Genomic DNA, 25,121 nt, shown 5'->3' on the forward strand with positions numbered 1-25,121 from the left:
GCGGGATGCAGTGGGAAAACGCGGCGGGCTTGATGCCGCTCTTGGCAGATGTGGGGCGTGGAGGACAGAGGGGCATGCGCGCGAGGCGCTGTTGCTGTATAGTGGGAGTGCCTCTAGGCCTTGGAGATGAACGCTCTCCCCTCCCTGGAAGGGCGGGGTTGGGGGTGGGTCGGTCAGCTTTGGCCGCAACCGTGCCGTGATACGGAAACCGACCCACCCCCTGCCCCTCCCTTTCAGGGAGGGGGGTCGTCAGTGCTCCTGGACCAGCGTCACGCTCATTTCGATCCGCTTCGTACCGCCGGCGGGGATCTCGAACACACCGGGTTTGTCACGATAATCGCCGGTATAGCCTTCGGGGTCGGCGATCCCGTGCCAGGGTTCGACGCAGACATAGGCCGCGCCGGGCTTCGTCCAGATGCCGAGCTTGGGCGTATCCGGGAAAGCGACCCGCAACTGCGGCCCGGTCTCGCCGCCATAGGTCACCGAATCCGAATGGATCGGGTCCCAGACGAGCGCATCCTTGGCGAACAGCTCGTCGCGCAGGGCGATGACGCAGTCCTCGATCGGCGAGGGGCGCTCGTCGACAGCGATCTGGCCGTCGGGGCTGATCGCCTTCAGCTTGCCGGGTTCGTCGGCGTCGAACGTGATGCGGTGGTCTGCGCGGGGCTCGCCGTACGGCAGCGGCCAGGCGAAGGCGGGGTGGAAGCCGAAGCTTGCCGGCATTGCGGCGTCGGTGGGGTTGTGGATGTGCGCCTCGAGCGTCAGCATCGCGCCGTCCAACGTGAAGACGAGGTCCAGGGCGAACGCGAAGGGGTAGGCCTTCCGGGTTTCGTCGCTGTCGGTAAGGCGGAAGGTGGCGGAGGTTTCCGACTGCGCGACGACGTCGAACGTCGAATGGCGGGCGAAACCGTGCTTCTGCATCGGGTAGGCCTGGCCGTCGAGGCGGATGACGCCTTCGTTGACGACGCCGACGACGGGGAAGAGGATTGGCGCGTGCCCGGTCCAGAAGGCCGGGTCGGCGTTGGTCATCAGCTCGCGGCCATCGGCGTCGTGGAGATGGGTGAGCTCGGCACCGTGCGGGTTAATCTGCGCGGTGAGCTGGTCGTTGGCGATCGTGATCAGGTCGGTCATGGGATTCCTTCCGTCATTCTTAACGCGCGAGGCCGCGTAACGCTCACAAAACAACCCGCGACATCAGCACCACCCCGGCGGAGGCCGGGGCCCAATTGGGGGACGTTGTTAACGAAGGCATCGCGTCATTACGATGGCCTTCCCAATTGGGCCCCGGCCTCCGCCGGGGTGGTATTAGGACGCCAGCGCGTGCCCTCACCCTCGCCGCCTTCGGCGTCTCTCCCTCTCCCCTGCGGGGAGAGGGAAGGGGCCCGCGGCCGCTTGGTCGTGGGAAGGGTGAGGGCACGCTTATGCGCGCAGGCTCGCGCCTTGTTTTGCCGCCGCGGCGACGACCTTGTCGGCGATCGCCTTGATTTCTTCGTCGGTGAAGCTCTTGGCGGTCGGTTGCAGGACGATCTCGACCGCGACCGACTTATGGCCCTCTTCGACGCCCTGCCCGGTGAACACGTCGAACACGCGCGCCGAGACGATCGCGACCTTGTCGGCGCCCTTGACCGCGCGGACCAGCGTGTCGGTGGCGAGCGCCGCCGGCACGAGGAAGGCGAAGTCGCGGCGGACTGCTTGGAGTGCTGGCGGGGTATAGGCCGGACGCGCGAAGCCAGTGGCGCGCTTTGGCGGGATCGCGTCGAGGTAAACTTCTACCGCGGCGACCGCGCCGTCGAGGTCAAATGCCTTCAGCACCGACGGGTGGAGCATGCCGAAGCTGGCCAGCACCGTCTTCGGCCCGAGGCGGAGCGTGCCGGACTGGCCGGGGTGCCATGCGTCGCCGGCCTCCCCCATCACTTGCAGGTTATCGACCGGCGTGCCTGAGGCGGCGAGAAGCGCCAGCGCTTCGGCCTTCGCGTCATACGCGTCGAAGGTCGCCGCTTTCCCATCGCGCCAGCCGCGGGGGCGGCGGTCGCCTGCTAGGACTACGCCCAAGGTCGCGCGTTCGGCATCCGCGAGGTAGCGGCGGCCGATCTCGAACAGGCGGACGCTCTGCTGACCACGCTTGAGGTTGCGCCCCGTCGCTGCGAGCAGACCGGGGAGCAGCGAGGGGCGCATGACCTTCAGGTCTTCGCTGATCGGGTTGGCGAGCGTCCAGGCACCGCCGCCGAAAGGCGCGGCTTCGGCATCGGAGAGGAAGCTCCAGGTTATCGCTTCGTCGAGCCCCCGGGCGGCGGCAGCCCTGCGCGCGCGGCGTTCTAGCTTCTGCTCAGGCGTGGCGGTCGGCTTGGCGACACCGGGCATGCGGGGGAGCGGCGTCGAGGGGATGTTGTCGATGCCCTCAATCCGGACGACTTCCTCGACGAGATCGGCGGGGCCGTCGACATCGCGGCGCCAGGTCGGGATCGTGACCGGCCATTTGCCCTCAATCGTCGAGAACAGCGCATCGCTGAACGCGTCGGCGGACGTGATCGCGCCGATCGTGAAGCCGAGCGACAACAGCGTCCGCGCCTGGCGTTCGGGGGCCACATGCAGCCCACCAAGGTCTGCACTCAAGCGCGGATCATAGTGGATTACGCGCGGTTCGAGTGGGGGTTCGCCCGAGCGGGTGACGTCGCTGGCGGTACCGCCGCAGATGTGGAGGACCAGCGCTGTGGCGATCGCGAGGCCGTCTTCGAGGAAAGCCGGATCGACGCCGCGTTCGAAGCGGCTGCGCGCGTCGGAGGTGAGCGTCAGCTTCTGGCCGGTGCGGGCGATGTGGTCGGGATCGAAATACGCGCATTCGATCAGGACGTCGGTGGTGTCCGCCGAGACGCCAGAATGCTCGCCGCCCATGATGCCGCCGATGTCATGCACGGCCGCGGCGTCGGCGATGACGGTCATGGTCGCGTCGAGCGTGTAGGTCTTGCCGTTGAGCGCGACGACCTGCTCGCCGTCCTTTGCCTTGCGCGCGACAAGGCCGCCGGAGAGCTTTGCGCGGTCGTAGACGTGCAGCGGGCGGCCGAGGTCGATCATCAGATAGTTGGTGATGTCGACGAGCGCGGAGATCGGCTTCTGGCCGATCGCGAGCAGGCTGCGGCGCATCCACTCGGGGGACTCGCCGTTAGTCACGCCGGTGACGGTCTGGGCGAAGAAGGCGGGGCAGCCGGCGGTGTCGTCGGTGCGGACGTCGGGACCTGCGCCCTCGCTCGCGAATGTGTCGAACGTCAGTGGCGTGAGCGTGCCGAGGCCGGCGGCGGCGAGGTCTCGGGCGATGCCGCGGACGCCCATGCAGTCCTGGCGGTTGGGGGTGATTGCGACGTCGATGACCGGGTCGGTGAGGCCCGCATAGTCCGGGTACGGCGTGCCGATCGGGGCGTCGGCGGGCAGTTCGATGATGCCGTCGTGGTCCTCGCCGAGTTCGAGCTCGCGCGTCGAGCACATCATGCCGTTGGACTCGACGCCGCGGATGCTGGCGAGCTTGAGCGTAACGTCGAGACCGGGGACGTACGCGCCGGGTGCGCCGAACACGCCGACCAGGCCGGCGCGGGCGTTGGGCGCGCCGCAGACGACTTGCAGCGGGCCGTTACCGGCGTCGACCGACAGGATCTGGAGCTTGTCGGCTTGCGGGTGGCGTTCGGCGCTGAGAATCTTGGCGATCTTGAACGCGGCGAGCTTCTCGCCGGGGTTCTCGACGCCTTCGACCTCAAGACCGATGCGGGTCAGCGCTTCGACGATCTGGTCGAGCGTGGCGGTGGTTTCGAGGTGCTGCTTGAGCCAGCTGAGGGTGAACTTCATGCGCCGACTCCGCCGGACAAGGTGGGGACGTCGAGGCTCGAAAAGCCGTAATGCTTGAGCCAGCGGATATCGCCGTCGAAGAACGGGCGGAGGTCGTCCATGCCGTATTTGAGCATCGCGAGGCGGTCGATGCCGCAGCCGAACGCGAACCCCTGCCATTCGTCGGGGTAGAGCCCGCACGCTTCGATGACTTTGCGGTGGACCATGCCCGAGCCGAGGATCTCGAGCCAGCCATCGGGCTCGGCGCCGCCGACGACGCGCTTGCCCTTGACCAGCGTGTAGCCGACGTCGATCTCGACCGAGGGTTCGGTGAACGGGAAGTAGCTGGGGCGCAGGCGGAGCACGATGTCGTCGCGCTCGAAGAACGCCTTCACGAACGTCTCCAGCGTCCACTTCAGGTGGCCGAGCGTGATGCCCTTGTCGATCACGAGGCCCTCGACCTGGTGGAACATCGGCGTGTGCGTCGCGTCGGAATCCGAGCGATAGGTGCGGCCGGGGGCAATGATGCGGATCGGGGGCTTCTGGTTCAGCATCGTGCGGATCTGGACCGGCGAGGTGTGCGTGCGGAGCAGCGAGAAGGTCGTCTTCTCGTCGGCGGCGCCGGCGGCCTTCGCGTCGATCCCCTGCTGGAGATAAAAGGTGTCGTGCATCGCGCGCGCGGGGTGCGTTTCGGGGATGTTGAGCGCGGTGAAATTGTGCCAGTCGGTCTCGATCTCGGGACCGGTCGCCACCGCGAAGCCGAGGTCGGCGAAGATCTCGGCGAGTTCGTCCATGACCTGCGACACGGGGTGGATCGTGCCGGCGGGCGTGGCGTCCGCGGGGAGCGTCATGTCGAGCGTTTCGCTGGCGAGACGCGCGTCGAGCGCGGCGCGTTCGAGCGTGGCCTTGCGCTCGGCGATGCCGTTGGCGACGGCTTCGCGGAGGCCTTGGATGATCGGACCTTGGACGAGGCGCTCGTCGGGCGTCATCTTGCCGAGCGTCTTCAGCAGCGCGGTGATCGTGCCTTGCTTGCCGAGCGCCTCGACCCGGCACGCGTCGAGCGCGTCGAGGCCGGATGCGGCGGCGATCGCCGTCAGCATATGGTCGCGCATCTGGTTCAGGTCTTGCGTCACGTCATACTCCCAGGGCGGGTTCGGTTAGGCGGGGCAGCCCGAGGCCGATACCCAGATCGTCCCAATTTTCGTTGCGCGCTTCGATCAGTTCGATCTTCCACGCTCTTCGCCATTCCTTCAGCCGCTTCTCGCGAACGATCGCGGCCTCCATCGTGTCGAACATCTCGTAATAGGCGAGACGCTTGATGCCGTACCGGCGAGTGAAGCCGGGGATCAACCCCTCTCGGTGCTGAACCAGCCTTGCGAGCAAGTTTGAGGTGACGCCGATGTAGAGCGTGCCGTGGCGGCGGGAGTGGAGGATGTAGACACACGGCTGAAAGGTTTCGCGCATTTCGTGCTCCCCTTGATCGCCCTAACCCCGGATCTTGAACATCCGTCATCCCGGCGGAAGCCGGGACCCACGGTAGCGGGCCGGGTGGTGGTAGCACGTTATCGCCGGGTCCACCGTAACCATGGGTCCCGGCGTTCGCCGGGATGACGGAGAGGGGGGTGGGGACCACGGAAGTTGGAGTGCTTGGTAGTTCGGGAAGCTTCTGAAGCTTCTGAAGCTTGCGACGTTGGGCATTACCCCCCCCCAAACGCAGAAAGGGCGCCGGTGGTCTCCCACCGACGCCCTCCCGAAACTCACCTCAGTCGCGGATTACGCGGCCTGGGGGAGAGCCGCCTTCACCTGGGCGACGATCGCGCTGAATGCAGCGCCCTCGTGCATGGCGATGTCGGCCAGGACCTTGCGGTCGAGTTCGATCCCTGCAAGCTTCACGCCGTGCATGAACTGCGAATACGTCAGGCCCTCGGCGCGGACGCCGGCGTTGATGCGCTGGATCCAGAGGCCACGGAACGTGCGCTTCTTAACCTTGCGGTCGCGATAAGCGTACTGTCCGGCCTTTTCGACGGCCTGACGGGCGATGCGGATGGTGTTCTTGCGACGGCCATAATAGCCCTTCGCCTGAACCAAAATACGCTTGTGCTTGGCGCGGGTGGTAACACCCCGTTTTACGCGTGCCATTGTCTAATTCCTTCTCAGCTCAACGCAGGCCGTAAGGCGCCCAGGCCTTCACTGCTGCGGTATCGGCCTTCGACAGCAGCTTGGTGCCGCGGTTCTGACGGATGTACTTGCCGTTGTGATGCGCCAGACGGTGACGCTTGCCGGCGACGCCGTGCTTGAGCAGGCCGGTGGCGGTGAGCTTGAAGCGTTTCTTGACGCCGCTCTTGGTCTTCAGCTTGGGCATTTTTATCCTTTCGGTTACGAAGGAGGACGCTGAAATCGCCGCGGCAGCCCACACTGGCCGGGCGATTCGTAGAACGCGTTCCCTTCGAGGAAGCGGGCCGCATAGACGCAATGATCCGCCATATCAACCGTTGTGGAACTGACGCGGCTGTCGTGCGATAGGCCAAGCATGGACGACAGCCCGACGCAGCCGATCGAGACCCCTTCCGCGGCCCCTGCGCCGGTCGTCACGCAAAAACGTCGCAAGCGACGGATACTGCGCAACATCCTGCTCGGGATCGTCGCGGTCATCGTCGCGATCTGGCTGGTGCTGTACATCACCAAGGGGCGCTTCCTGAAGCATCCGTTCGAGCGCGTCGTCAGCTCGCTCACGCACCGGAAGCTGACCGTGCGCGGCGACTTCCAGCTCTATTTCGCGCCGTTCCGCATCAAGCTGTATGCCGGGAATTTCACGCTCTCGAACCCCGACTGGGCGAGCAAGCCCAACCTGTTCCAGGCGGACAAGCTCGACACGCGGATCGCACCGCTGTCGCTGCTCTTCGGCAAGCGGCGGCTGTATTGGCTCGATCTGGTCAACGGCGCGGTCGATCTCGAGTGGAACGCGGCGCATTCGGCCAATACCTGGACGTTCTCGAACAAGAAGGGTGGCAAGCCGCTGGAGTTTCCGCGGATCGACGTGGCGACGGTGACGGGCACGACGGTGCGCTATCTCGATCCGCGGATGCGCGTGCTGGCGGACCTCAAGGTCGCCGACATCCGCTCGGTCGACGCGACGATCGGTCGTGCGGTCGGGCTGACGGGCAAGGGGCGGTTGCGCGAGACGCCGTTCACCGTGACCGCGCAACTGCTGTCGCCGGACGCGACCGCCAATCGCGGGCAGAACAAGCTGGTCGCGCGGGCGCGGGCGGCGGGGAACATCATCGACGTCGCGGGCACGCTGCCGAGCATCGCCGATGTCGAGAACGTGCCGCTCGCCGTCACTGCTCGCGGCGCAAACCTGTCGACGCTGCTGGGCGTGATCGACGTCGCGATTCCGAACACGCGGACCTACAAACTGCGCGCGCAGCTCATCAAGCAGGGCGACGAATACGCCTTCACGCATCTGCGTGGCTTTGCCGGCCGGACCGATCTCGCGGGCAAGCTGACGATTACCAACGGCGAGCGGATCCATCTCGATTCGGTGCTCACGACCAAGAGCCTCGACATCATCGATGCGGCGCCTTTCATCGGCTTCAATCCTGACATCGTCGAGTCGAAGGGCGCGGTGGCAGCAGCCGCCGCCACGGGCGCTGCACCGCAACGCCTGCTGCCCGACGGGAACCTACCGGTCGCGACGATGCAGATCTTCGATGCCGACCTGAAATGGACGATCGGGGTGGTGAAGTCGCGCAACCTGCCGATTTCCAACATCGACCTGACGCTCGACCTGGAGCGTGGGCGGCTGGCGCTGTCGCCACTGACCTTCTCGATGGCGCGCGGCAACGTGGCGTCGGACATCATTTTCGACACGCGCGCGCGGCCGAGCGCGGTGTCCTACGACATCCGGCTTGCTCCGACACCGCTGGGGCGGCTGCTCAAGGGCTATGGCCTGACCGAGGCTGGGACGACTGGGACCGTCAAGGGTCGCATCAAGCTCGACGGGCGTGGCGACTCGATCCATGATTCGCTGGCGTCGTCGCGCGGGCGGATCGCGTTCGTGTTGCCGTCGGGAGCGCTTTCGGTGCGCAACGTGCAGCTCGCCGAACTCGACATCGGCACGTTCGCGCAGCGGATGTTCCAGGGGAAGCTGGACGAGCCGGTACAGATCAACTGCGGGCTGATCGGCTTTACCGTTCGCGGCGGTGTCGCGGCGGCGGACCCGATCCTGATCGACACGCACAAGAACGTGATCGTTGGCCGTGGCGGTTTCAGTTTCCGCAACGAGGCGGTGGATCTAGCGTTTCGGGCGGATTCGAAGAAATTCAGCTTGTTCGCGGGACAATCTCCAGTGGGGGTCGGCGGGATGTTCGCGGCGCCTAAGCTCAGCGTGATCTCGAAGGATCTGCTCGCAAGGGTCGGTAGCGGACTCGGGCTGGCGTTGGTGGCGACGCCGGTCGCGGGAATCCTGGCGTTCGTCGATGTCGGCGACGCGAAGTCGACCGCGTGCGGGCCGGTCCTGTCCGGGGCTACGGCGGCGGCGCAGCGGACCACCAAGGGCCAGCCGCGCGATGACGTGGGCCATGGGACGACCGCCAAGGCTGAGGACGGGAAGACGTCTGACGCGGAGCGGAAGGGGCAGCGGAAGAAGTTTCTGGGGATTTTCTGAGGGGGTGGGGAGGATGGTACGCCCCCTTCCCACCGTGCTTTTTCTAGCGTGACGCGAGCGCCGGCTCGATGGCTTAGCGCTTTTAAAGGGCTAGCGTTGCGTGTCCGTGGGTCCCGGCGTCCGCCGGGATGATGGATTGGGGTGTGAGCGGGGCTCGGTGGTGGACATGCGGGTCGGATATTGCCGTGGTCGGGTGCTACCTGTGGCCGGATGTCGCGCGTAGGTGTGAAGTACATACGCTGATCGAGTCGAATAGCGGCTTGGCTACGACGCTGCCGTCGCTAAGCGCTTACTCCTCACCACACCAACCCCGTCACCCCGGCGGACGCCGGGGCCCATGGTTGGGTCCGCTCAGACGGATAGCGCTCCGTGCCCGTGGGTCCCGGCGTCCGCCGGGATGACGGAGAGGGGTGATGATGTGGGGGCGTTGCGGTTTGCGGTGACGTCTTTTGCCCCTCCCGCTTGCGGGTGGGGAGGGCTGATCGCGGACCGGACGCGGGTACGTACGTCGTGCCCTCCCCTAGCCCCTCCCGCAGGCGGGAGGGAATCCTTATCCGTGGTCGTGACCGTCGTGCCCTTCATGGGCGTGCCCGTCATCCTGCAACCGGTGCATTGCCTCGAGCACGTCGTCCATTCGCGCGGGGTCGCCGATCGCCAGGACATGGCCTTCACTGCCCGCGGTCAGCGGATCGCCGTTCCAGTCGCACATGCGGCCCCCTGCCCCTTCAACTACCGGCACAAGAGCGGCGAAGTCGTAGAGCTTGAGACCGGATTCGCAGACCACGTCGAGATGCCCGCTCGCGAGCAGGCCGTAATTGTAGCAGTCGCCGCCATAGACGGGGCCCTGCCTCGGATTGCCGCCCGAGATTGCCGCGACCAGCGCCAAATAATGCGGGACGTCGACCTCGTCGAAGAGGTGCGGGCTGGTGGTGGCGATCGTCGAGCCTGCCAACTCGCGGCAGGTACGCGTGCGGACCGGTACGCCGTTCAAAGTCGTCGGACGCCCTGCGACACCGACCCAGCGCTCGCGCTGGATCGGCTGGTCGATGATCCCGAGCACCGGCCACCCATCCTCGACCAGCGCGATCAGTGTCCCGAAGATCGCGCGCCCCACCGTGAAGCTGCGCGTGCCGTCGATCGGGTCGAGCACCCATTTGCGGTTGGTGACGCCCGCCTTCTCGCCATACTCCTCGCCGACGATGCCGTCGCCCGAGCGCTCGGCGTCGAGCAGCCGGCGCATCGCCGACTCGGCCTCGCGGTCGGCGCGGGTGACGGGGGACTGGTCGTCCTTGACCTCGACGCCGTGCTCATGGCGGAAATAGGGTCGGATGACGTGGCCCGCAGCATCCGCGAGGCGGTGCGCGAGATCGATATCGGCTTGGGTTACTGGCATATTTCCAGCCTATCGAGCGCAAGCGTCACGGGCAATGGACGGATCGTTCGTGCCGGCGTAGGTCATTGCGATCTGAACGGAGTATCATCCATGCGCCTCGTCTCGACACTTGCCACCGCCGCTGCCCTCCTCGTCGCGGCGCCTGCGCTGGCGGCACTCGCGCCCGGCGCCAAGGCTCCGGATTTCACCACGCGCGGCGCGATCGCCGGCAAGGTGTTCACCGTCCACCTCGCCGAGCAGCTGAAGAAGGGCCCGGTCGTGCTCTACTTCTTCCCGGCGGCCTACACCGGCGGCTGCAACGCCGAGGCGCATGCGTTTGCGGAAGCAATCCCGGCGTTCACCAAGGCAGGCGCGACCGTGATCGGCATGTCGGCCGACAATGTCGAGACGCTCAGCAAGTTCTCCGCCGAGAAGTGCGCGGGCAAGTTCGCGGTCGCCAGCGCCGGGCCTAACGTGGTCAAGGGCTACGACGTCGCGCTCGGCAAGCAGATGGCAGGGCGCGACATCACCAAGCGCACCAGTTACGTCATCGCCAAGGATGGCCGCATCGCGTTCGTGCATGACGAGATGAACCCCGAGGCGCATGTCTCGACGACGCTTGCTGCGGTCCAGAAGCTGACGGGCAAGTAATCGATCGAAACCGGACCGGCAATTACCTGCCGGTCCGGTGACATTATGATAACGCTTTCGGGTCTATCGCTTTGGCGAGGACGCGGGGGATGACATGCGCGACGTACGAGTGGCCGGATCGATACGGGACGCAAGACCGGACGCGACTCTGTTCGAGCGGATCGGCGTGTTCCTCGACGAGCAGAAGCTGAGCCCCGATCCCGCGCATTATGCGTTTGCCTATGCCGTGATGTCGGCGCCCGAGAGCCAGTTGGCTTTGGAGGTCGCCGCCTTGACGCAGGACGGTGTTCGTCTCACCCGATCGGATATCGAGCGTCTCGGTGGAACGGTCGTCGACGAGCCCCCGTCGGGCCGATCGCGGCGGACCAACGGCGCTGCAGACTCCAACCCCGATCGGACACCCGATACCGCGATCGCGCTCGTGATCGAGACGCAACAGCAGGTCGATGGCTTCGTGCAGATCGTGCGGACGATCCAGGCCGAGACGCATGGCTTTGGCCGTGAACTGGCCAAAAGCGCGGCGTCGATCACGCAGTTGGCGGAGATCGACGAGATCGCGGAAATCACGAGCGCGATGATCGCCCGTATCCACGACAGCGAGGTGCGTCTGGCAGCGGCCACCGCAGAGGCCGATTCGCTGCGGTCGAAGCTGATCGAAGCGCGCGATACGGCGCGCCGCGACGTGCTGACCGGCCTGCCCAACCGACGCGCGTTCGAGGAAGCGTTCGCGACGCGCGATCGGGATGCCGGGCCCTATTGCCTCGCCTTGTGCGACATCGACCGGTTCAAGCGGATCAACGACGTGCACGGCCATGGCGTCGGCGACCGCGTGCTCACCGCGATCGGTCAGGCGATGGCGGCCGAATGCGCGCCACATCTCGTCGTCCGCCACGGCGGCGAGGAATTCGCGGTGCTGCTCGGAGGGATCGCCTTGGCCGAAGCCGCAGACATGCTCGATTCCGTACGCTCGACGGTTGCCGCCAAACGCTTCCGCAACCGCGAGACAGACACCGCGCTCGGCGTCATTACGGTATCCGCCGGCGTGACCGCGATTCATGCCGACGAAGCCGCCGAAACCGCGTTCCAGCGCGCCGACCAGTTGCTCTACACCGCGAAGAAGGACGGTCGCGATCGGGTCTGCGCGGGTTGATGCCGATGGTTGGCGCGATTTGCGACGTAGAAATGGTGCGTTGTACCAACTCGATCTTCGCAAAAACAATAAACCGCGTAAAATCAACGATCTAAGAAACTGGCACGCGCCATGCAATTCATTCGATATCGGCAGCCGGATGGTCCGGCGCCCGACCATCGAAGGAAAATCTCATGTCGATCCGTTTCGAAACCGCTCAGCGCATCGCCTTCTCGCTCGTCGGCGCACTGTTCTTCGCAGCCATCGCAGTCGGCACTGCCGTCCCGATCATCCCCATCGCCTGATCAGGACACCCCTCATGAACCGCAGCATCCTCATCGGCCTCATCGCCTTTTCCACCACCATTCTGCTGATTGCGACACAGACCGGCGGCGCGCTCGCCTGACCGACGAGGCGCCTGCCGAGCGTCACGGTCAGGCGGGCGAGGCCAGCCCCACCGGCCCTACGGGGGCCTCTTCTTCGCGAGAATAGGTGCCGATCAGGAGCCCTGCCGCCAGCACATGCCCGGTGATGGCCTCGATCACCGCAGAGCGCCCGGGTGTCGCGCCGACATCCCCTGCCCCCGCGCCGATCGCAAAGACCTGGAACGCATAGCGATGCTCGCCGTGGCCGCTCGGCGGATCGGGCGGCAACCAGCCTTCGCGCAGATAGGAATTACGACCGACATCGCGACCTTTCGCGTCACCTTCACCGTCAGCAGCGATCGCGCCTTCGGCTAGTTGGCCCGCATCCGCTTCGAGTCCCCAGATGATCGCGTGGACCAGGGGTTGAGGGGCCGGAGCATCGGCATCCTCGACGATCAGCACCATGCGCTCGGTCCCCGCCGGCGGTTCGCTCCACACAAGCGATGGCGACACGCCCTCCCCGTCCGCAGTGAAGCGAGGCGGCATGCGTGCCTCGTGCGCGAACGCCGGGCTGGTCAGGGTCAACGTCTCGAAATTCTCGCCCAACTGGACGATCGCAAGCTTGTCGATCCCGGCACGCAGGCCGCTCATCGCGTGGCCAAGCCAGGCGGGAATATGTTCGAGCATGGCTTATCCTTCCGACGGGCAGGTTTCGGCGCGGCGGGCGGGGGCCGCGCCGTCATACCAGTCGCTCTGCGGGCCCATCTTGGATGCGTCGTGGTAGCAGACCTGGGTCTTGCCGCGCTTCGGGTCGACGATCACCGTCCAGTTGTGGTCGCCGCAATTATGCTCCTCGCAACCCCAGGATGCGACTCGGTCGCCCATCTTGAACACGGGCGTTGCCGGCCCCGATCGACCACGGATCATCTCGCGCAGCTTCGCATCGCCGACCGCATTGACGAGGCCGGTCGCAACGTCGGTGCGGTCGAAGAAATCGACGCCGTCGACCGCATCATGCGGGTATTTGCCGACATAGGCGGTGATCGGCGTGGTCTGCGCCTGACCTGCTATCGGCGCGGGCGCGCGCGTTTCGGGCGGGGTGAAGCCGCTGGGCGCGGCGGTCTTGGTGGGATCGTCGTTGCGTCCGCATCCACCGACGAGAAGCGGCACCGCGAGCAACGCGACCGCGATTGCCGTCCTCATGATCGCACCGTTGTCATCACTTGATCTCCTCAACCCCCTTTGCAACGCATCGACCGGCATCGTGGTTGCGGAGGGGAGCCGATGCGACCATCTCGGGTCCATGGAGCATGATCTCGATCGTTTCGTCGGTGCACAGGCCGGCGTCTATTTGCAGGCGCTGGCGGAGTTGCAGCGCGGGGCCAAGCGCAGTCACTGGATGTGGTTCATCTTCCCGCAAATCGCCGGACTGGGCCAAAGCGCCATGGCGCGAACCTACGCAATCGCCGGGGCGGACGAGGCTGGGGCGTATCTCGCGCATCCAATACTCGGGCCGCGACTGATCGAGGTCACGCGGACGGTGACGGCCGCGCCCGGATCCGCCGAAACGATCCTCGGCGGGATCGATGCGGTGAAGTTGCGGTCATCGATGACGCTGTTCGCCATGGTTGCCGACGATCCTTCGCCGTTCCGCGCGGCGCTCGAACGGTTCTTCGATGGCGAAGACGATCAGGCGACATTGGACCTGCTGCGCCGGACGCCGAACCGATAAGATAGGGGCATTGGCGGCAACGCGTGTAGTGTGACCGCGGGGCCTTCCGCTCCATGAGGTGCCGTGATGGCGAAGAGCCAGAAGAAATCGAGCAAGGAAGTCCGCAAGCCCAAGGCCGAAAAGGCACCCAAGGCGAACGCGTCCAACCCGACCACCAAGGGCAAGCCCGTCGAGATGACGACGCTGAACTGAGGCGCGCCGGGGCGGGTACCGCGCCGGCAAGATCTTCGACCGGGCGATGACGGGGCGTCTTCCGTTGTTCCGGTCGATCGAGCGCAGTGCGATGTGCCCGAGACAATTACGCTTCAAACGACTCAACCCTGCTGCCCGATCGCCCGATCTGGGTCAGCCGGCCGCGGCGATCTTGCGCAACGCCTGTTCGAAGACCTCGACCGGTTGGCCGCCCGAGATTAGATGCCGGTCATTGATCACGATCGCCGGCACCGCATTGATCCCGCGAGCACGCCACAGCTCCTCCGCCGCGCGAACCTCATCCGCGTAGCGTCCCGACCGAAGCACCTCTTCGGCGGCAACGGGATCAAGCGCGGCCTTTGTCGCGGCATCGACCAGGACGCGGTGATCGCCGGGATCGACATTATCAGTGAAATTGGCGGTGAAGAGCGCGTGCTTGAGCGCCGCTTGCCCACCTTCGATCTGCGCCCAGTGCAACAGGCGGTGCGCGTCGAAAGTGTTGTAGATCCGGCTCGTCTCGGTCATCACCATCGTGAAGCCGAGGTCGCGCGCGCGATCGACGATCATCGCGCGGTTCGCCGCGGACTGTTCGGGCGTGGACCCGTGTTTCTCCGCGATATGCTCGCCGATATTCTGGCCGCCTGCGAGCATCGCCGGATTGAGTTCGAACGGCTGGAAGACGATCTCCGCGTCGAGCGCATCCGCCACGCGGACCAACGCCTCTTCCAACGCGCGCAGGCCGATGATGCACCACGGACAGGCAATGTCCGATACGAAGTCGATCTTGAGATGGGCGGTCATGTCAGTCTCCGGCAAGCGCGCTCCGCGGTAGATGGCGGCGGTCGGATGATCAACCGCGGGGCTTTCGGCTGGCGATGGCCGCCCACATCCCTACATCCGCTCGATGGCCAATCCGACCGCAGATCTTTTCGGCACGCCCGTCCTGCCCCGACTCGAATATCGCGACGCGCTGCTCAGCCAAGAGGAGGAAGCGGCGCTGATCGCCCGGATCGACGACCAGGACCTGGCGCCGTTCCAGTTCCAGGGTTGGTTGGGCAAGCGGCTTACCCGGTCGTTCGGCTGGCATTACGACTTCGACACGAGCCGGTTCGGCGAGACCGATCCGTTGCCCGACTGGCTGCGGCCGATCCGCCAGCGCGCCGCCGCGTTTGCGAAGCTGCCCGAGGAGGCGCTCATGCAGGCGTTGCTGATTCGGTACGATCCGGGGGCCGGGATCGGCTGGCACCGCGACCGCCCGGTGTTCGAGCACGTCGTCGGTATTTCGCTCGGCGTACCGGCAACGATGCGGTTCCGGCGGCGCAAAGCAGGCGGCTTCTACCGCGCCGCCGTCCCGCTCGCGCCGCGCTCGGTCTATCATCTCAGCGGCGAAGCACGCCACGATTGGGAGCACAGCATCGCCGAGATGGAGGTGACACGCTGGTCGATCACCTTCCGCAGCTTCACCGCCAGCGCACGGCAGGACCGGCGCTGACGGTTGAAACTCAAACGTCGAGGTTGGCGACGTTGAGCGCGTTGTCCTGGATGAACTCGCGGCGGGGTTCGACGACTTCGCCCATCAGCTGCGTGAAGATCTCGTTCGCGCTCTCGGCGTTGACCGCGGTGACGCGGAGCATCGAGCGGACCGACGGGTCGAGCGTGGTTTCCCACAGCTGTTCCGCGTTCATCTCACCGAGACCCTTGTAGCGCTGGATCGCGAGGCCCTTCCGCCCCGCGGTCAGGATTGCGTCGAGCAGGTGGCTCGGACGCGAGACCTGCGTCGAGCCGCGTGCGGCAACGGCGGTGACCGAGCCGATCACACCGGCGCCAGGTTCCGTACCCTCTTCAGCCTCAGGCTCTTCGGCCGCCGCCGCCTTGCTGGCGGGGACGAGGTTCGAGGTGTGGGCATAGCTTTCGGCATGCTCGCCCGACAGCGCATGGAGCTTGCGCGCCTCGGCCGAGACCAGGAAACTGGCCTCGATGATGTGGTGGTCGGTCACGCCGCGCCATGCGCGCTGGAAATGAATGCCGCCGTCTTCGGTCAGCACCGCAGTCCAGCGGGCATCGCCATCGTCGAGTTCGAGACGACGCGTGACGATCTCCAGCCGCGAGGTGCGGTCTTCGACCGACGCTTCCGGATCGAACACGCCGCCGAGCGCGAGCGCCTCGATCATCCCGGCGTCGTAGCGCTTCGGGACATAGCGCATCAGCGTGCGCATCCGGCGCGCATGATCGACCAGATCCTTCAGGTCGCGCCCCGAACGACCGCCGCCGGGGCCGTCGAGCACCATCGTATTGACGCCCGCATCGACCAGATATTCGTCGAGCGCCGCGTCGTCCTTTAGGTACACCTCGGACCGGCCCTTGGTCGCCTTATACAGCGGCGGCTGGGCGATGTAGAGGTACCCCCCCTCGATGATCTTGGGCATGTGACGATAGAACAGCGTCAGCAACAGCGTGCGGATGTGCGCGCCGTCGACGTCTGCGTCGGTCATGATGACGATCTTGTGGTAACGCAGCTTGTCCGCATTGAAGTCGTCGCGGATACCTGTGCCCATCGCGGTGATGAGCGTGCCGATCTCGCGGCTCGACAGCATCCGGTCTTCGCGCGCGCGCTCGGTATTGAGGATCTTGCCGCGCAACGGGAGGATCGCCTGGAAATGGCGATCGCGGCCCTGCTTCGCCGAGCCGCCTGCCGAGTCGCCCTCGACCAGGAACAGTTCGGACTTGGCGGGATCGCGCTCCTGGCAGTCGGCAAGCTTGCCGGGCAGCGAGGCAATGTCCATCACGCCCTTGCGACGCGTCAGTTCGCGGGCGCGCTTGGCGGCTTCGCGCGCAGCGGCGGCATCGATGATCTTGGCGACGATCGCCTTGCCGTGCGCAGGGTTTTCCTCGAGCCATTCGGCCATCTTGTCGGCCATCAGGCTTTCCAAGGGCTGGCGGACTTCGGACGAGACGAGCTTGTCCTTGGTCTGGCTGCTGAACTTCGGATCGGGCAGCTTGACCGAGACGATCGCGGTCAGGCCTTCGCGCATGTCCTCGCCGGTGAGCTGGACCTTTTCCTTCTTCAACATGCCGCTCTTCTCGGCGTAGTTGTTGAGCGTGCGGGTCAGCGCGGCGCGGAATGCGGCCATGTGCGTGCCGCCGTCGCGCTGCGGAATGTTGTTCGTGAAGGCGAGGACGTTCTCGTAATAGGAGTCGTTCCACTGCAGCGCGACGTCCATCGTGACGTCGTCGCGCGTGCCGCTGATCGCGACCGGCTCGGGCATCAACGGCACCTTGGCGCGATCGAGATACTTCACGAATGCAGCGATCCCGCCTTCGTAATAAAGTTCGACGGTCTTCATTTCCTCGTGCCGCGCGTCGCTGAGGAACAGGCGGACGCCCGAGTTGAGGAACGCGAGCTCGCGGTAACGATGTTCGAGCTTGTCGAAGTCGAAATCGGTAATTTTGAACGTGGCGGGCGATGGGAAGAAGGTGACGCGCGTGCCCTTCTGGCCTTCGGTGGCGGGACCGACGACCTTCAACGGCGCGACCGCATCGCCGAATGCGAAGCGCATGTAATGCTCCTCGCCGTTGCGCCAGATCGTCAGGTCGAGCCATTCGCTAAGCGCGTTGACGACCGAGACGCCGACGCCGTGGAGACCGCCCGAGACCTTGTACGCGTTCTCGTCGTTGGTGTTCTCGAACTTACCGCCGGCGTGGAGCTGGGTCATGATGACCTCGGCTGCGGACACGCCTTCCTCCGTGTGGATGCCCGTGGGAATACCGCGGCCGTTGTCGGTGACGGAGACCGAGCCGTCGGCGTTGAGGACGATGTCGATCCGGTCGCAATGCCCCGCCAGCGCCTCGTCGATCGCGTTGTCGCTGACCTCGAACACCATGTGGTGGAGGCCCGAGCCGTCGTCGGTATCGCCGATATACATGCCGGGGCGCTTCCGCACCGCGTCGAGTCCCTTCAGGACCTTGATCGAGTCCGCGCCATAGTCGCCCATGTTCGGGAGGTTGGGATTGTTGGTTTCGGGGTTGGATGCCATGCCGAGTATATAGGCATTCGAGGGCCGAAACGGAAGCGAAATGGCCTGTAGGGGTGAGGCGTGCCGCGCCGGAAGTGCACGAAGTGCAGACGCTGGGAGCGTTTTGCGGCGAGTGTGCACTTCGAGGGTCGGGCGGGCTGGTTTCGAGGGGGTTGGGATCGCCATGCGGGGATGGTGACAGGGTCTGGCTGTGTAGGACAGCGCGCGGGTGATCCCCTTGCGGCAGAGGCACCACCCCGGCGGAGGCCGGGGCCCAATTGGAAAGGTCCTGGGCAATGGAGAACCGAGCTTCGTCAGCAGCGTCCCCCAATTGGGCCCCGGCCTTCGCCGGGGTGGTGCATAGGGGCGGGACTTGACCCTCTCCCCTTGGGGAGAGGGAAGGAGGAGCCGTAGGCGACGGAAGGGTGAGGGGGAGTTGGGATCAGCGTCGCGAGCCTCACTCCCCTCTCCCTTCCCACCGCAAGCGCGGCGGGCCCCTTCCCTCTCCCCGGAGGGGCGAGGGAGCCCTTGTGTCAGAAGCGGTCGGCGCGCTGGCCTAGCAGGGTCACTTCGACGCGGCGGTTCAGGCGCATGCCGGCCGGCGTTGCGTTGGTCGCGACGGGCTGGCTCTCGCCGTGGCCGACAACGCTGAACCGCGCGCGGACGACGTCCATGTCGTCGAACGCCTGGCGGACGCTCGCCGCGCGACGCTCGGACAGGTCCTGGTTATGCGCATCCGTCCCGCGTGAGTCCGTGAACCCGTCGATCGCGACGCGGACGCCGGGGTTGCCACGCAAATAGCGGGCAAGCGGACGCAGTTTCTCGATCGCGCCAGGACGCAGCACGGCGCTGTCGGTGCGGAACAGTACGTCCTCCTGCAGCGTCAGCGTCGCACCGCGCGGGGTCTGGCGGAAGCCGTAGTTGCGCATCGCGCCGCGGTCCCAGGTCGTGGTGGTCTCGACCACCGTGGTGCCGCCGCCGCGGTCACCGCGATAGCCGCGCGGGTCGCGGCCGTACGCATCCCAGTCGAACCGGTCGCGGCGGGGGCCCGCAATGCGCGCGAATTCGCGGTTGGCGTCGTCGGCTTCCCGCGGGCTGATCCGGCCATCGCCGTTCGCGTCGAAGTTCGGCATCACGAATGCGATGCCGCGCGGCGTATTGCGCAGTTCGGGGAAGAGCACCGGTACGCCTGCGCCTTGAAGGCGATAGCCGGGGCGCAACCATGGCGCGCGGCTCATGTCGTAGCGCCCCTCCGGCCGTCCGCCGTCGCGAACCTGCGCGAAAACGGGGGCGGTGGTGGCGGCGACCATCAGGACGCCAAGGGTTGCGCGCGTGAAATTCCGGGTCATCATGATCTCTCCGTGTCTTCGATGGACCGAGCTTTGCCCGCGCCCGCTTGAACGCGCGGTGAGCCTGCTCGACAGCGCGCGTTCAGCCTAACGCCCGACCGCGATGCGCGTTGCCTGCGTGCCGATCGCGTCGAACAGCGCGTCTTCGGTGCCGGTCATCCACACCTGGCCGCGACCTGAGAGCCGAGCGAACAGCGCCGCGCGGCGGGATGGGTCGAGGTGTGCGGCGACCTCGTCGAGGAGCAGGACGGGCGGTTGGCCGGTGCGTTCCGCGACGAGGTCGGCGTGGGCGAGGACGATGCCGAGGAGGAGAGCCTTCTGCTCGCCGGTCGAGGCGAGCGACGCGGCGCGGTCCTTGTCGAGGTGCGTGACGATCAGGTCGACTCGGTGCGGGCCGCTGAGCGTGCGCCCGGCAGCGGCATCGCGCGCGCGGCCCTGGGCGAGGTCGGCTTGCAGACGAGTGGTATCGCCGTTCCAGCCTTCGAGTGTCAGGCCGGCGCGGGGGAATGGGCTGTCGTCCTGGTTCGCGAGCCTCGTGCCGAGCAGGGTGACGGTCTCGCGCCGGGCGGCATCGACCGCGGCGCCGTGCTCGGCCATCTGCGCTTCGAGCGCGGAGAGCCAGTCGCCGTCGGGACGGCCTTCGTCGGCGAGCAAGCGGTTTCGCGCGCGCATCGCGGCGTCGTAGCGGGCGGCGTGGTGGGCGTGGCTCGGGGCGAGCGCCAGCGTGAGGCGGTCGAGGAAGCCGCGGCGCTCGCCTGCGGGGGCAACGAAGAGGCGGTCCATCGCGGGCGTGAGCCACAGGATCGTGAGCCACTCGGCGAGTGCGTTGGCGGTGGCGGTGGCGCCCTGGATGCGGACGATGCGGCGTTCGGGGGCGGAGGCTAGCGTGCCCGTGGCGACGTCGACTTCGCCTGAAGTCTGTATCTGCCCCTGCACTTCTGACTCCCCTTCCGCTTTCGGGAGGGGTCGGGGGAGGGGCGCGCTTTCCTCGGGAGCGGACGCCAGTACGTACGTCGCGCCCTCCCCTAGCCCCTCCCGCAAGCGGGAGGGGAACAGCGTGGCTGCTACGCCGAAGCCCCCTGCCCCGCCTTGCCGCGCCATCTCGGCGAGTGCGGCTCTCCGCAGCCCGCGGCCGGGGGCAAGCAGCGACACTGCCTCCAGAATATTCGTCTTGCCCGCGCCGTTCTCGCCGGTCAGCACGACGAACCCTGGTCCCGGCGTCAGCGTCAGGTCGGCGTGATTGCGGAAATCGGTGAGAACGAGGCGCGAGAGCATTGCCTTGGCCTTAGAGCAGTTTCGAAACCGATTGCATCGCCCTTTTCCGTTCGCCCTGAGCGAAGTCGAAGGGCATGGCGGAAGCGCCGGTGCTTCGACTTCGCTCAGCACGAACGGGCGAGGGACCGATCCGATCACATCTGCGCTAGCGACACGCCCATTCAACTATCGAGCCTCGCGTCAGGCGGCGATCCGCTCCGGCACGACTGCTGGTGCGGCAGCCGCGGTCGCCGCCTTCTGCGTGCTGAGATACGATGCGAGCGCCGGTCCGAGTTCGCGCTGGGCTCGCAAATACGCCACCGGCGTGACGATCCCGAGCCGTTCACGCGCAGCTTCCAGCGGCTCGTGGAGCAGTTCGAGATAATCCTCGTCAGACACCCACTTCGCTTTTCGCCCGTTGCGATAGCCTTCCCAGACCGCCTTCGCGAACAGCCTGCTGCCGGTGACACGCATGCTCTTCAGCGCCGCAGCCGAGCCGATCAGCGCCCAGCCGAGCCCGCCGACCTGCGCATAGCTGAACGCGACGAGCGCCGCCTCGCCCATGCTCTCGTCCGCCTTGTAGCCGGTCAGCACGTGCCAGATGTCGTGCGTGTCGCGTACACGCCGGCCGAACCACGCATAAGGGTGCGCCAGATCGTCCTCGGACGGCACGAGCCGCGAAACCTCGACCAGTCCGTCGGCGGAATAGCCCGTCGTCTCGAGGAAAGTGCGATACGCCGCCCCGACCGTGCCGGGCGCGAAGCTCGCGACGAACGCGGGGTCGGAGAAACGCTGTGCCAGTTCGACCCGGTCATAGGCGATCCGCCCGCCCTGCTCCGTTGCGATCAATCGCGCGTAATTCATCGGCGCATTGCCGACGTTCAGCGCGCGCATGATCCGGAACACCTGCGTCGTGTCGTCACCGTTCGCGAGCAATTTCTTGATTGCATCGAACGCCGTACGCCAATCGCGACGACCGGTAGTACCGGGAAACGGAGGAAGCTTCGCCATCGAGTCGACTCCTTACTGACATTGCTGTTAGTATTGAGCAGCGGGCGAGGAGTCAATCGAGGACGGTATCTACTTCGACGCCCATCTGCGTGGCCGCTTGCGCAAGGTCGTGATCGAGCGTCGCTAAGGACCAACCGCGCGCGACGATGATCGCGAGGTGAAGGGCGTCTCCGGAGCGCAGCTTCAGATCACCACGATCGAGCAACGTTGCCGCCAACGCAAAATCGGTTTCGGTGACTGACTCCACGTGAAGTTCCCCGGCGCAAAACCGTTGCCACGCCTTCATCACACCGTTCCAACCAGCGGTGTCGATGACGCCCAATCGCCGTTTCATCGCAAGCGCACCGGAAAACTCGGTGACGACCCAATGACTGACCGCCAAAGTATCTGCCCGTCGCGATAGCCACGCGCGTACCTCCTCGCTTTGCGCCTCGGCGGTGAAGGCCGACACCACCACCGCCGTGTCGCAGTAGAGGGTCAATACCGCGAATCGTCACGCATCTGCCGGACGAGGTCACGCGCAGATGTTGGATCGTAAGGCAGCGACTTCGCCAACGCTTCGAGCGCGCTGACGTCGATGGGCTTGCGACGTGGCAGCGGCGGCGCCTCGGGGGTCACGCGGGCGAAGGGTTGACCGTTGCGCGTGATCTGCACGGCCTCGCCCTTTTCGAGCCGGTCGATAAGCGTGCCCAGTTCGTCTTTCAGATCCGCGATGTTGATCGTGTCCATGATCCGGCTCCTGCCTGTCGCGCCGCTATACCACAGCGCGACAGGCAGACCGAATCACACGCGCATCGGCATCAGCACGTACAGCGCAGGCGACTTGTCGTTCTCGCGAATCAGCGTCGGGGCGGCGGCGTCCGCCAGATGCACCTCGACCATGTCGCCGTCGATCTGTGCGAGGATGTCCATCAGGTAACGGCTGTTGAAGCCGATCTCGAACGGGAGCGCGACGTAATCGCCGGGGACTTCCTCCGCGGCGGTGCCGTTTTCGGGCGAGGTCACCGACAGCGTGATCTTGTCGCGGTCGAGTGCCATCTTCACCGCCCGCGTTTTCTCCGTTGCGATCGTGGAGACGCGGTCGACGCCTTCCATGAAGCTCTTCGGGTCGATCTTGAGGATCTTGTCGTTGCCGGTCGGGATCACGCGGCTGTAATCGGGGAAGGTGCCGTCGATCAGCTTCGAGGTCAGGATCGCCTGGCCGAGGTCGAAGCGGATCTTGGTCGGCGACAGCGAGACGCCGACCGAACCATCGACCTCATCGAGCAGCTTGCGCAACTCGCCGATGCATTTGCGCGGCACGATCACGTCGGGCATCGATTCGGCACCTTCCGGACGCGGCAGCGTGACGCGCGCGAGGCGGTGGCCGTCGGTCGCGGCGGCCTTCAGCACCGGGTTCGAGCTGTCGCCGTCGGCCACGTGCAGGAAGATGCCGTTGAGATAATAGCGCGTCTCTTCGGTCGAGATCGCGAAGCGCGTCTTGTCGATGATCTGCTTGAGCGTCTCGGCGGGCAGTTCGAACTGGGTCGGCAGCTCGCCTTCCGCGATCACCGGGAAATCGTCGCGCGGCAGCGTGCCGAGCGAGAAGCGCGCGCGGCCCGCGACGATGCTCATCCGGCCTTCCGACGCGGCGAGCTGGACCTGGCTACCCTCGGGAAGCTTGCGGGCGATATCGAACAGGGTGTGCGCGGACACGGTTGTCGCGCCGGGCTGGTCGACCGCCGCCGCGATCGACTCGTTGATCTGGAGATCAAGATCGGTCGCCATCAGCTTGAGCGTACCCTCGGCGGTCGCCTCGATCAGCACGTTCGACAGGATGGGGATGGTGTTGCGCCGCTCCACCACGGACTGGACATGGCTCAGCCCCTTGAGGAGCGTTGCGCGTTCGATCGTCGCCTTCATCGTAATTCCCCCCGCCACCGCAGCCGGACTCGGGGCTGGGGGCAATCCGCAGATGGCTTACCCAACAACAAAGGGTCGGAGCAAGCGCCCCGACCCTTCTTTGATCACGGTAAACGTCGCGTTAAAGCGATCAGAAGCGGAAGCCGTAGCTCGCCACGACCTGATGGCGGTCGGTATCGACGTCGAAGCGGCTGCTGGTGCCGCCGGTCGCATAGTCGATGTTGCCGCGCTCATAGTTCGAATAGCGGTATTCGAGCTTGGCATAGCTGTTCGGGCCCATTGCGTGCTCGGCGCCCGCACCGACGCGCCAGCCGTCGAGCTTGAAGTTGGTGTCGGTGGTCTGGCTGGTGCTGCCAGCGAGCACGCTCAGCTTCGAGTTGGTGTAGCCGCCCTTGACGTACAGCATCGTCGTCGGCGCGACGACATAGCCCGCGCGCGCGCCGACATAGATGTCGCGGCCCTGCTTGACGCGGCCATAGCCGAAGTCGCTGGTATAGTCGTTGCGGTCGCTTTTCGCGGTCGAGCCCGTCAGTTCGGCTTCGGCGCCGAGCACGATGTTGTCCGAGGTCGCGATGTCGTAGCCGATGCCGCCGCCGTACAGCAGGCCGTCGATCTTCTGGTCGTCGCGTCCGTTGTTGTTGGACACGCTGCTGCCGGCGCCGGTGTGGTCATAGCCGAGCGTGGCCTCGACGCGGGGGCCGGTGAAGGTCGGGTTGGTCTGCGCGAGGGCTGGTGCGGCCACTGCGGTGGTGGCGAGCAGCGAGACGACGATAAGCGTACGCATTGGGGTTACTCCTTTACTGATCTGGCGCCCCATTACGCGGGGCGGACCGCTCCAATGGACCAGTCCGCGGAGCGTTGCATGAACCCCAGATAAACGCGAAAATCCGTTGCTTTTGCGCCACAGGGGGTTGAAACGCGAGCCATGATTCCAAGCCAACGGCAGGGTGAAGCGGACGCCCGATCAACCGATACTCCGACCCCGCGCAAGGGTCGCGATTTCGTCGCACGGCATGGCGAAACCGTGTTCAACGCAGCGCACCGGTTGCAGGGGGATGCGGCGCATACGCCGTTGACGCGCGCTGGGTTCGCGCAGGCGGACGAGCTTGGGCGGGCGTTGAGGGAACTGCTGGGCGTTAAGCCGGCGCTGACGTTGTGGGCGTCGCCGACCGGGCGGGCCTTGCAGACGCTGGCGGTGATCTGCGAGCATCTGGAGCTGGACTGGCACGACGCCCGGACCGATCCGCGGTTGGTCGAGATCGACATGGGATCATGGGGCGGGCGCTATTATGCGGACGTTATCGACGAGGTCGGGCCGGTGATGCTGCCGGGTGGGGCGTTGAAACCTTCGCCAGACGGCGAGACCTATGCGGAGATCGCGGCACGAGTCGGCGGTTGGCTGGCGGATACGGCGGAGGATCCGGGCGATCGGCTGGTGATCATGCACGGGATTTCGAGTCGGGTGATGCTCGGCGTGATGACCGGTGCGGCGGTCGATCCGCTGCTGGGCGCGCCGGTTGCGAAGGGGTTGCCGCAAGGGTCGGTTACGCTGGTCGAGAACGGACGCGCGACGGTGCCGCATCTGGGTACGGGGTTCGCTCCGGCGTGAAATTCGCGTGGGTCGAAGGTCTCAAACCCGAGTTGTCTACTTCTGATCCCCTCCCTGGAAGGG

General features: G+C 66.1%; 25 protein-coding genes. 7 read left to right on the top strand and 18 right to left on the bottom strand.

Annotation, left to right across the window (positions count from 1 at the left end; all coding sequences use genetic code 11):
• Positions 1-249: 249 nt before the first annotated feature.
• The 6 genes from ASE82_RS08430 to rpmI form a co-directional block, all read right to left on the bottom strand.
• Complete coding sequence (locus ASE82_RS08430; RefSeq protein WP_056061395.1) at positions 250-1,131, bottom strand: aldose 1-epimerase family protein; 882 nt, start codon at positions 1,129-1,131, stop codon at positions 250-252.
• Between the two features lie 288 nt (positions 1,132-1,419).
• On the bottom strand, positions 1,420-3,834 hold the full coding sequence (gene pheT / locus ASE82_RS08435) for a phenylalanine--tRNA ligase subunit beta (protein WP_056061396.1): 2,415 nt from the start codon (positions 3,832-3,834) through the stop codon (positions 1,420-1,422).
• The gene (gene pheS, locus ASE82_RS08440; protein WP_200910702.1) at positions 3,831-4,925 is read right to left on the bottom strand and encodes a phenylalanine--tRNA ligase subunit alpha; all 1,095 of its coding nucleotides are present in this window, start codon (positions 4,923-4,925) and stop codon (positions 3,831-3,833) included. The genes pheT and pheS overlap by 4 nt, the downstream gene beginning before the upstream one ends.
• A gap of 22 nt (positions 4,926-4,947) precedes the next feature.
• Complete coding sequence (locus ASE82_RS08445) at positions 4,948-5,277, bottom strand: GIY-YIG nuclease family protein (protein WP_056061401.1); 330 nt, start codon at positions 5,275-5,277, stop codon at positions 4,948-4,950.
• Between the two features lie 309 nt (positions 5,278-5,586).
• Positions 5,587-5,952: a 50S ribosomal protein L20 gene (gene rplT / locus ASE82_RS08450; protein WP_056054375.1), complete on the bottom strand. Its 366-nt coding sequence runs from the start codon at positions 5,950-5,952 to the stop codon at positions 5,587-5,589.
• Positions 5,953-5,971: 19 nt separating this feature from the next.
• On the bottom strand, positions 5,972-6,175 hold the full coding sequence (rpmI, locus tag ASE82_RS08455; protein ID WP_031395289.1) for a 50S ribosomal protein L35: 204 nt from the start codon (positions 6,173-6,175) through the stop codon (positions 5,972-5,974).
• 168 nt (positions 6,176-6,343) lie between these two features.
• Here rpmI and ASE82_RS08460 point away from each other — a divergent pair, with 168 nt between their 5' ends.
• On the top strand, positions 6,344-8,479 hold the full coding sequence (locus ASE82_RS08460; RefSeq protein ID WP_200910689.1) for an AsmA family protein: 2,136 nt from the start codon (positions 6,344-6,346) through the stop codon (positions 8,477-8,479).
• Between the two features lie 550 nt (positions 8,480-9,029).
• On the opposite strand, the gene ASE82_RS08465 is transcribed toward ASE82_RS08460, so the two are convergent.
• Positions 9,030-9,872 (bottom strand): inositol monophosphatase family protein, encoded by an 843-nt coding sequence (locus tag ASE82_RS08465; protein ID WP_056061404.1) that lies wholly within the window; start codon positions 9,870-9,872, stop codon positions 9,030-9,032.
• A gap of 90 nt (positions 9,873-9,962) precedes the next feature.
• Between ASE82_RS08465 and ASE82_RS08470 the strand changes: the two genes are divergently transcribed.
• Complete coding sequence (locus ASE82_RS08470) at positions 9,963-10,502, top strand: peroxiredoxin (protein WP_056061405.1); 540 nt, start codon at positions 9,963-9,965, stop codon at positions 10,500-10,502.
• A gap of 94 nt (positions 10,503-10,596) precedes the next feature.
• Positions 10,597-11,652, top strand: a complete 1,056-nt coding sequence (locus ASE82_RS08475; protein WP_082441377.1) for a GGDEF domain-containing protein — start codon at positions 10,597-10,599, stop codon at positions 11,650-11,652.
• A 413-nt stretch (positions 11,653-12,065) separates the two neighbouring features.
• Here ASE82_RS08475 and ASE82_RS08480 read toward each other — a convergent pair whose 3' ends face one another.
• Together ASE82_RS08480 and ASE82_RS08485 are read right to left on the bottom strand one after the other, a co-directional pair.
• Positions 12,066-12,683: a YbhB/YbcL family Raf kinase inhibitor-like protein gene (locus ASE82_RS08480; RefSeq protein WP_056061408.1), complete on the bottom strand. Its 618-nt coding sequence runs from the start codon at positions 12,681-12,683 to the stop codon at positions 12,066-12,068.
• A gap of 3 nt (positions 12,684-12,686) precedes the next feature.
• Positions 12,687-13,199 (bottom strand): hypothetical protein, encoded by a 513-nt coding sequence (locus ASE82_RS08485; protein WP_156348818.1) that lies wholly within the window; start codon positions 13,197-13,199, stop codon positions 12,687-12,689.
• 100 nt (positions 13,200-13,299) lie between these two features.
• Between ASE82_RS08485 and ASE82_RS08490 the strand changes: the two genes are divergently transcribed.
• Entirely contained in the window at positions 13,300-13,728 is a 429-nt protein-coding gene (locus ASE82_RS08490; RefSeq protein WP_056061411.1) for a DUF1810 domain-containing protein, read from the top strand.
• 66 nt (positions 13,729-13,794) lie between these two features.
• Entirely contained in the window at positions 13,795-13,920 is a 126-nt protein-coding gene (locus ASE82_RS20240; RefSeq protein WP_259457500.1) for a hypothetical protein, read from the top strand.
• 153 nt (positions 13,921-14,073) lie between these two features.
• On the opposite strand, the gene ASE82_RS08495 is transcribed toward ASE82_RS20240, so the two are convergent.
• Positions 14,074-14,721 (bottom strand): DsbA family oxidoreductase, encoded by a 648-nt coding sequence (locus ASE82_RS08495; protein WP_056061414.1) that lies wholly within the window; start codon positions 14,719-14,721, stop codon positions 14,074-14,076.
• Positions 14,722-14,824: 103 nt separating this feature from the next.
• On the opposite strand from ASE82_RS08495, the gene ASE82_RS08500 reads away from it, so the two are divergent.
• Positions 14,825-15,412, top strand: a complete 588-nt coding sequence (locus tag ASE82_RS08500) for an alpha-ketoglutarate-dependent dioxygenase AlkB (RefSeq protein ID WP_056061416.1) — start codon at positions 14,825-14,827, stop codon at positions 15,410-15,412.
• Positions 15,413-15,422: 10 nt separating this feature from the next.
• Here the strand turns inward: ASE82_RS08500 and gyrB are convergent, their stop codons facing one another.
• The 8 genes from gyrB to ASE82_RS08540 all read right to left on the bottom strand — a co-directional run bounded on the left by gyrB (position 15,423) and on the right by ASE82_RS08540 (position 24,233).
• Positions 15,423-17,954, bottom strand: coding sequence for a DNA topoisomerase (ATP-hydrolyzing) subunit B (gene gyrB, locus ASE82_RS08505; RefSeq protein ID WP_056061417.1), 2,532 nt, complete (start codon positions 17,952-17,954; stop codon positions 15,423-15,425).
• A gap of 512 nt (positions 17,955-18,466) precedes the next feature.
• On the bottom strand, positions 18,467-19,285 hold the full coding sequence (locus ASE82_RS08510) for an OmpA family protein (RefSeq protein ID WP_056061420.1): 819 nt from the start codon (positions 19,283-19,285) through the stop codon (positions 18,467-18,469).
• Between the two features lie 84 nt (positions 19,286-19,369).
• Entirely contained in the window at positions 19,370-20,557 is a 1,188-nt protein-coding gene (locus ASE82_RS08515) for a DNA replication/repair protein RecF (RefSeq protein WP_056061423.1), read from the bottom strand.
• 180 nt (positions 20,558-20,737) lie between these two features.
• Positions 20,738-21,547 (bottom strand): Coq4 family protein, encoded by an 810-nt coding sequence (locus tag ASE82_RS08520; protein WP_056061426.1) that lies wholly within the window; start codon positions 21,545-21,547, stop codon positions 20,738-20,740.
• Between the two features lie 52 nt (positions 21,548-21,599).
• Positions 21,600-22,028, bottom strand: coding sequence for a type II toxin-antitoxin system VapC family toxin (locus tag ASE82_RS08525; protein WP_056061429.1), 429 nt, complete (start codon positions 22,026-22,028; stop codon positions 21,600-21,602).
• On the bottom strand, positions 22,025-22,276 hold the full coding sequence (locus tag ASE82_RS08530) for a type II toxin-antitoxin system Phd/YefM family antitoxin (RefSeq protein WP_056061432.1): 252 nt from the start codon (positions 22,274-22,276) through the stop codon (positions 22,025-22,027). Before ASE82_RS08530 ends, ASE82_RS08525 begins: the two co-directional genes overlap by 4 nt.
• A 54-nt stretch (positions 22,277-22,330) precedes the next feature.
• Positions 22,331-23,449 carry a DNA polymerase III subunit beta gene (gene dnaN / locus ASE82_RS08535; protein WP_056017955.1) on the bottom strand — a complete coding sequence of 373 codons (1,119 nt, stop codon included), beginning with the start codon at positions 23,447-23,449 and terminating at the stop codon, positions 22,331-22,333.
• A gap of 130 nt (positions 23,450-23,579) precedes the next feature.
• Positions 23,580-24,233: an outer membrane protein gene (locus ASE82_RS08540; RefSeq protein ID WP_056061435.1), complete on the bottom strand. Its 654-nt coding sequence runs from the start codon at positions 24,231-24,233 to the stop codon at positions 23,580-23,582.
• A 141-nt stretch (positions 24,234-24,374) separates the two neighbouring features.
• Here ASE82_RS08540 and ASE82_RS08545 point away from each other — a divergent pair, with 141 nt between their 5' ends.
• Positions 24,375-25,058, top strand: coding sequence for a histidine phosphatase family protein (locus ASE82_RS08545; protein ID WP_056061436.1), 684 nt, complete (start codon positions 24,375-24,377; stop codon positions 25,056-25,058).
• Positions 25,059-25,121: the final 63 nt, after the last annotated feature.

Source organism: Sphingomonas sp. Leaf230, assembly GCF_001421745.1.
Taxonomy (GTDB): Bacteria; Pseudomonadota; Alphaproteobacteria; order Sphingomonadales; family Sphingomonadaceae; genus Sphingomonas.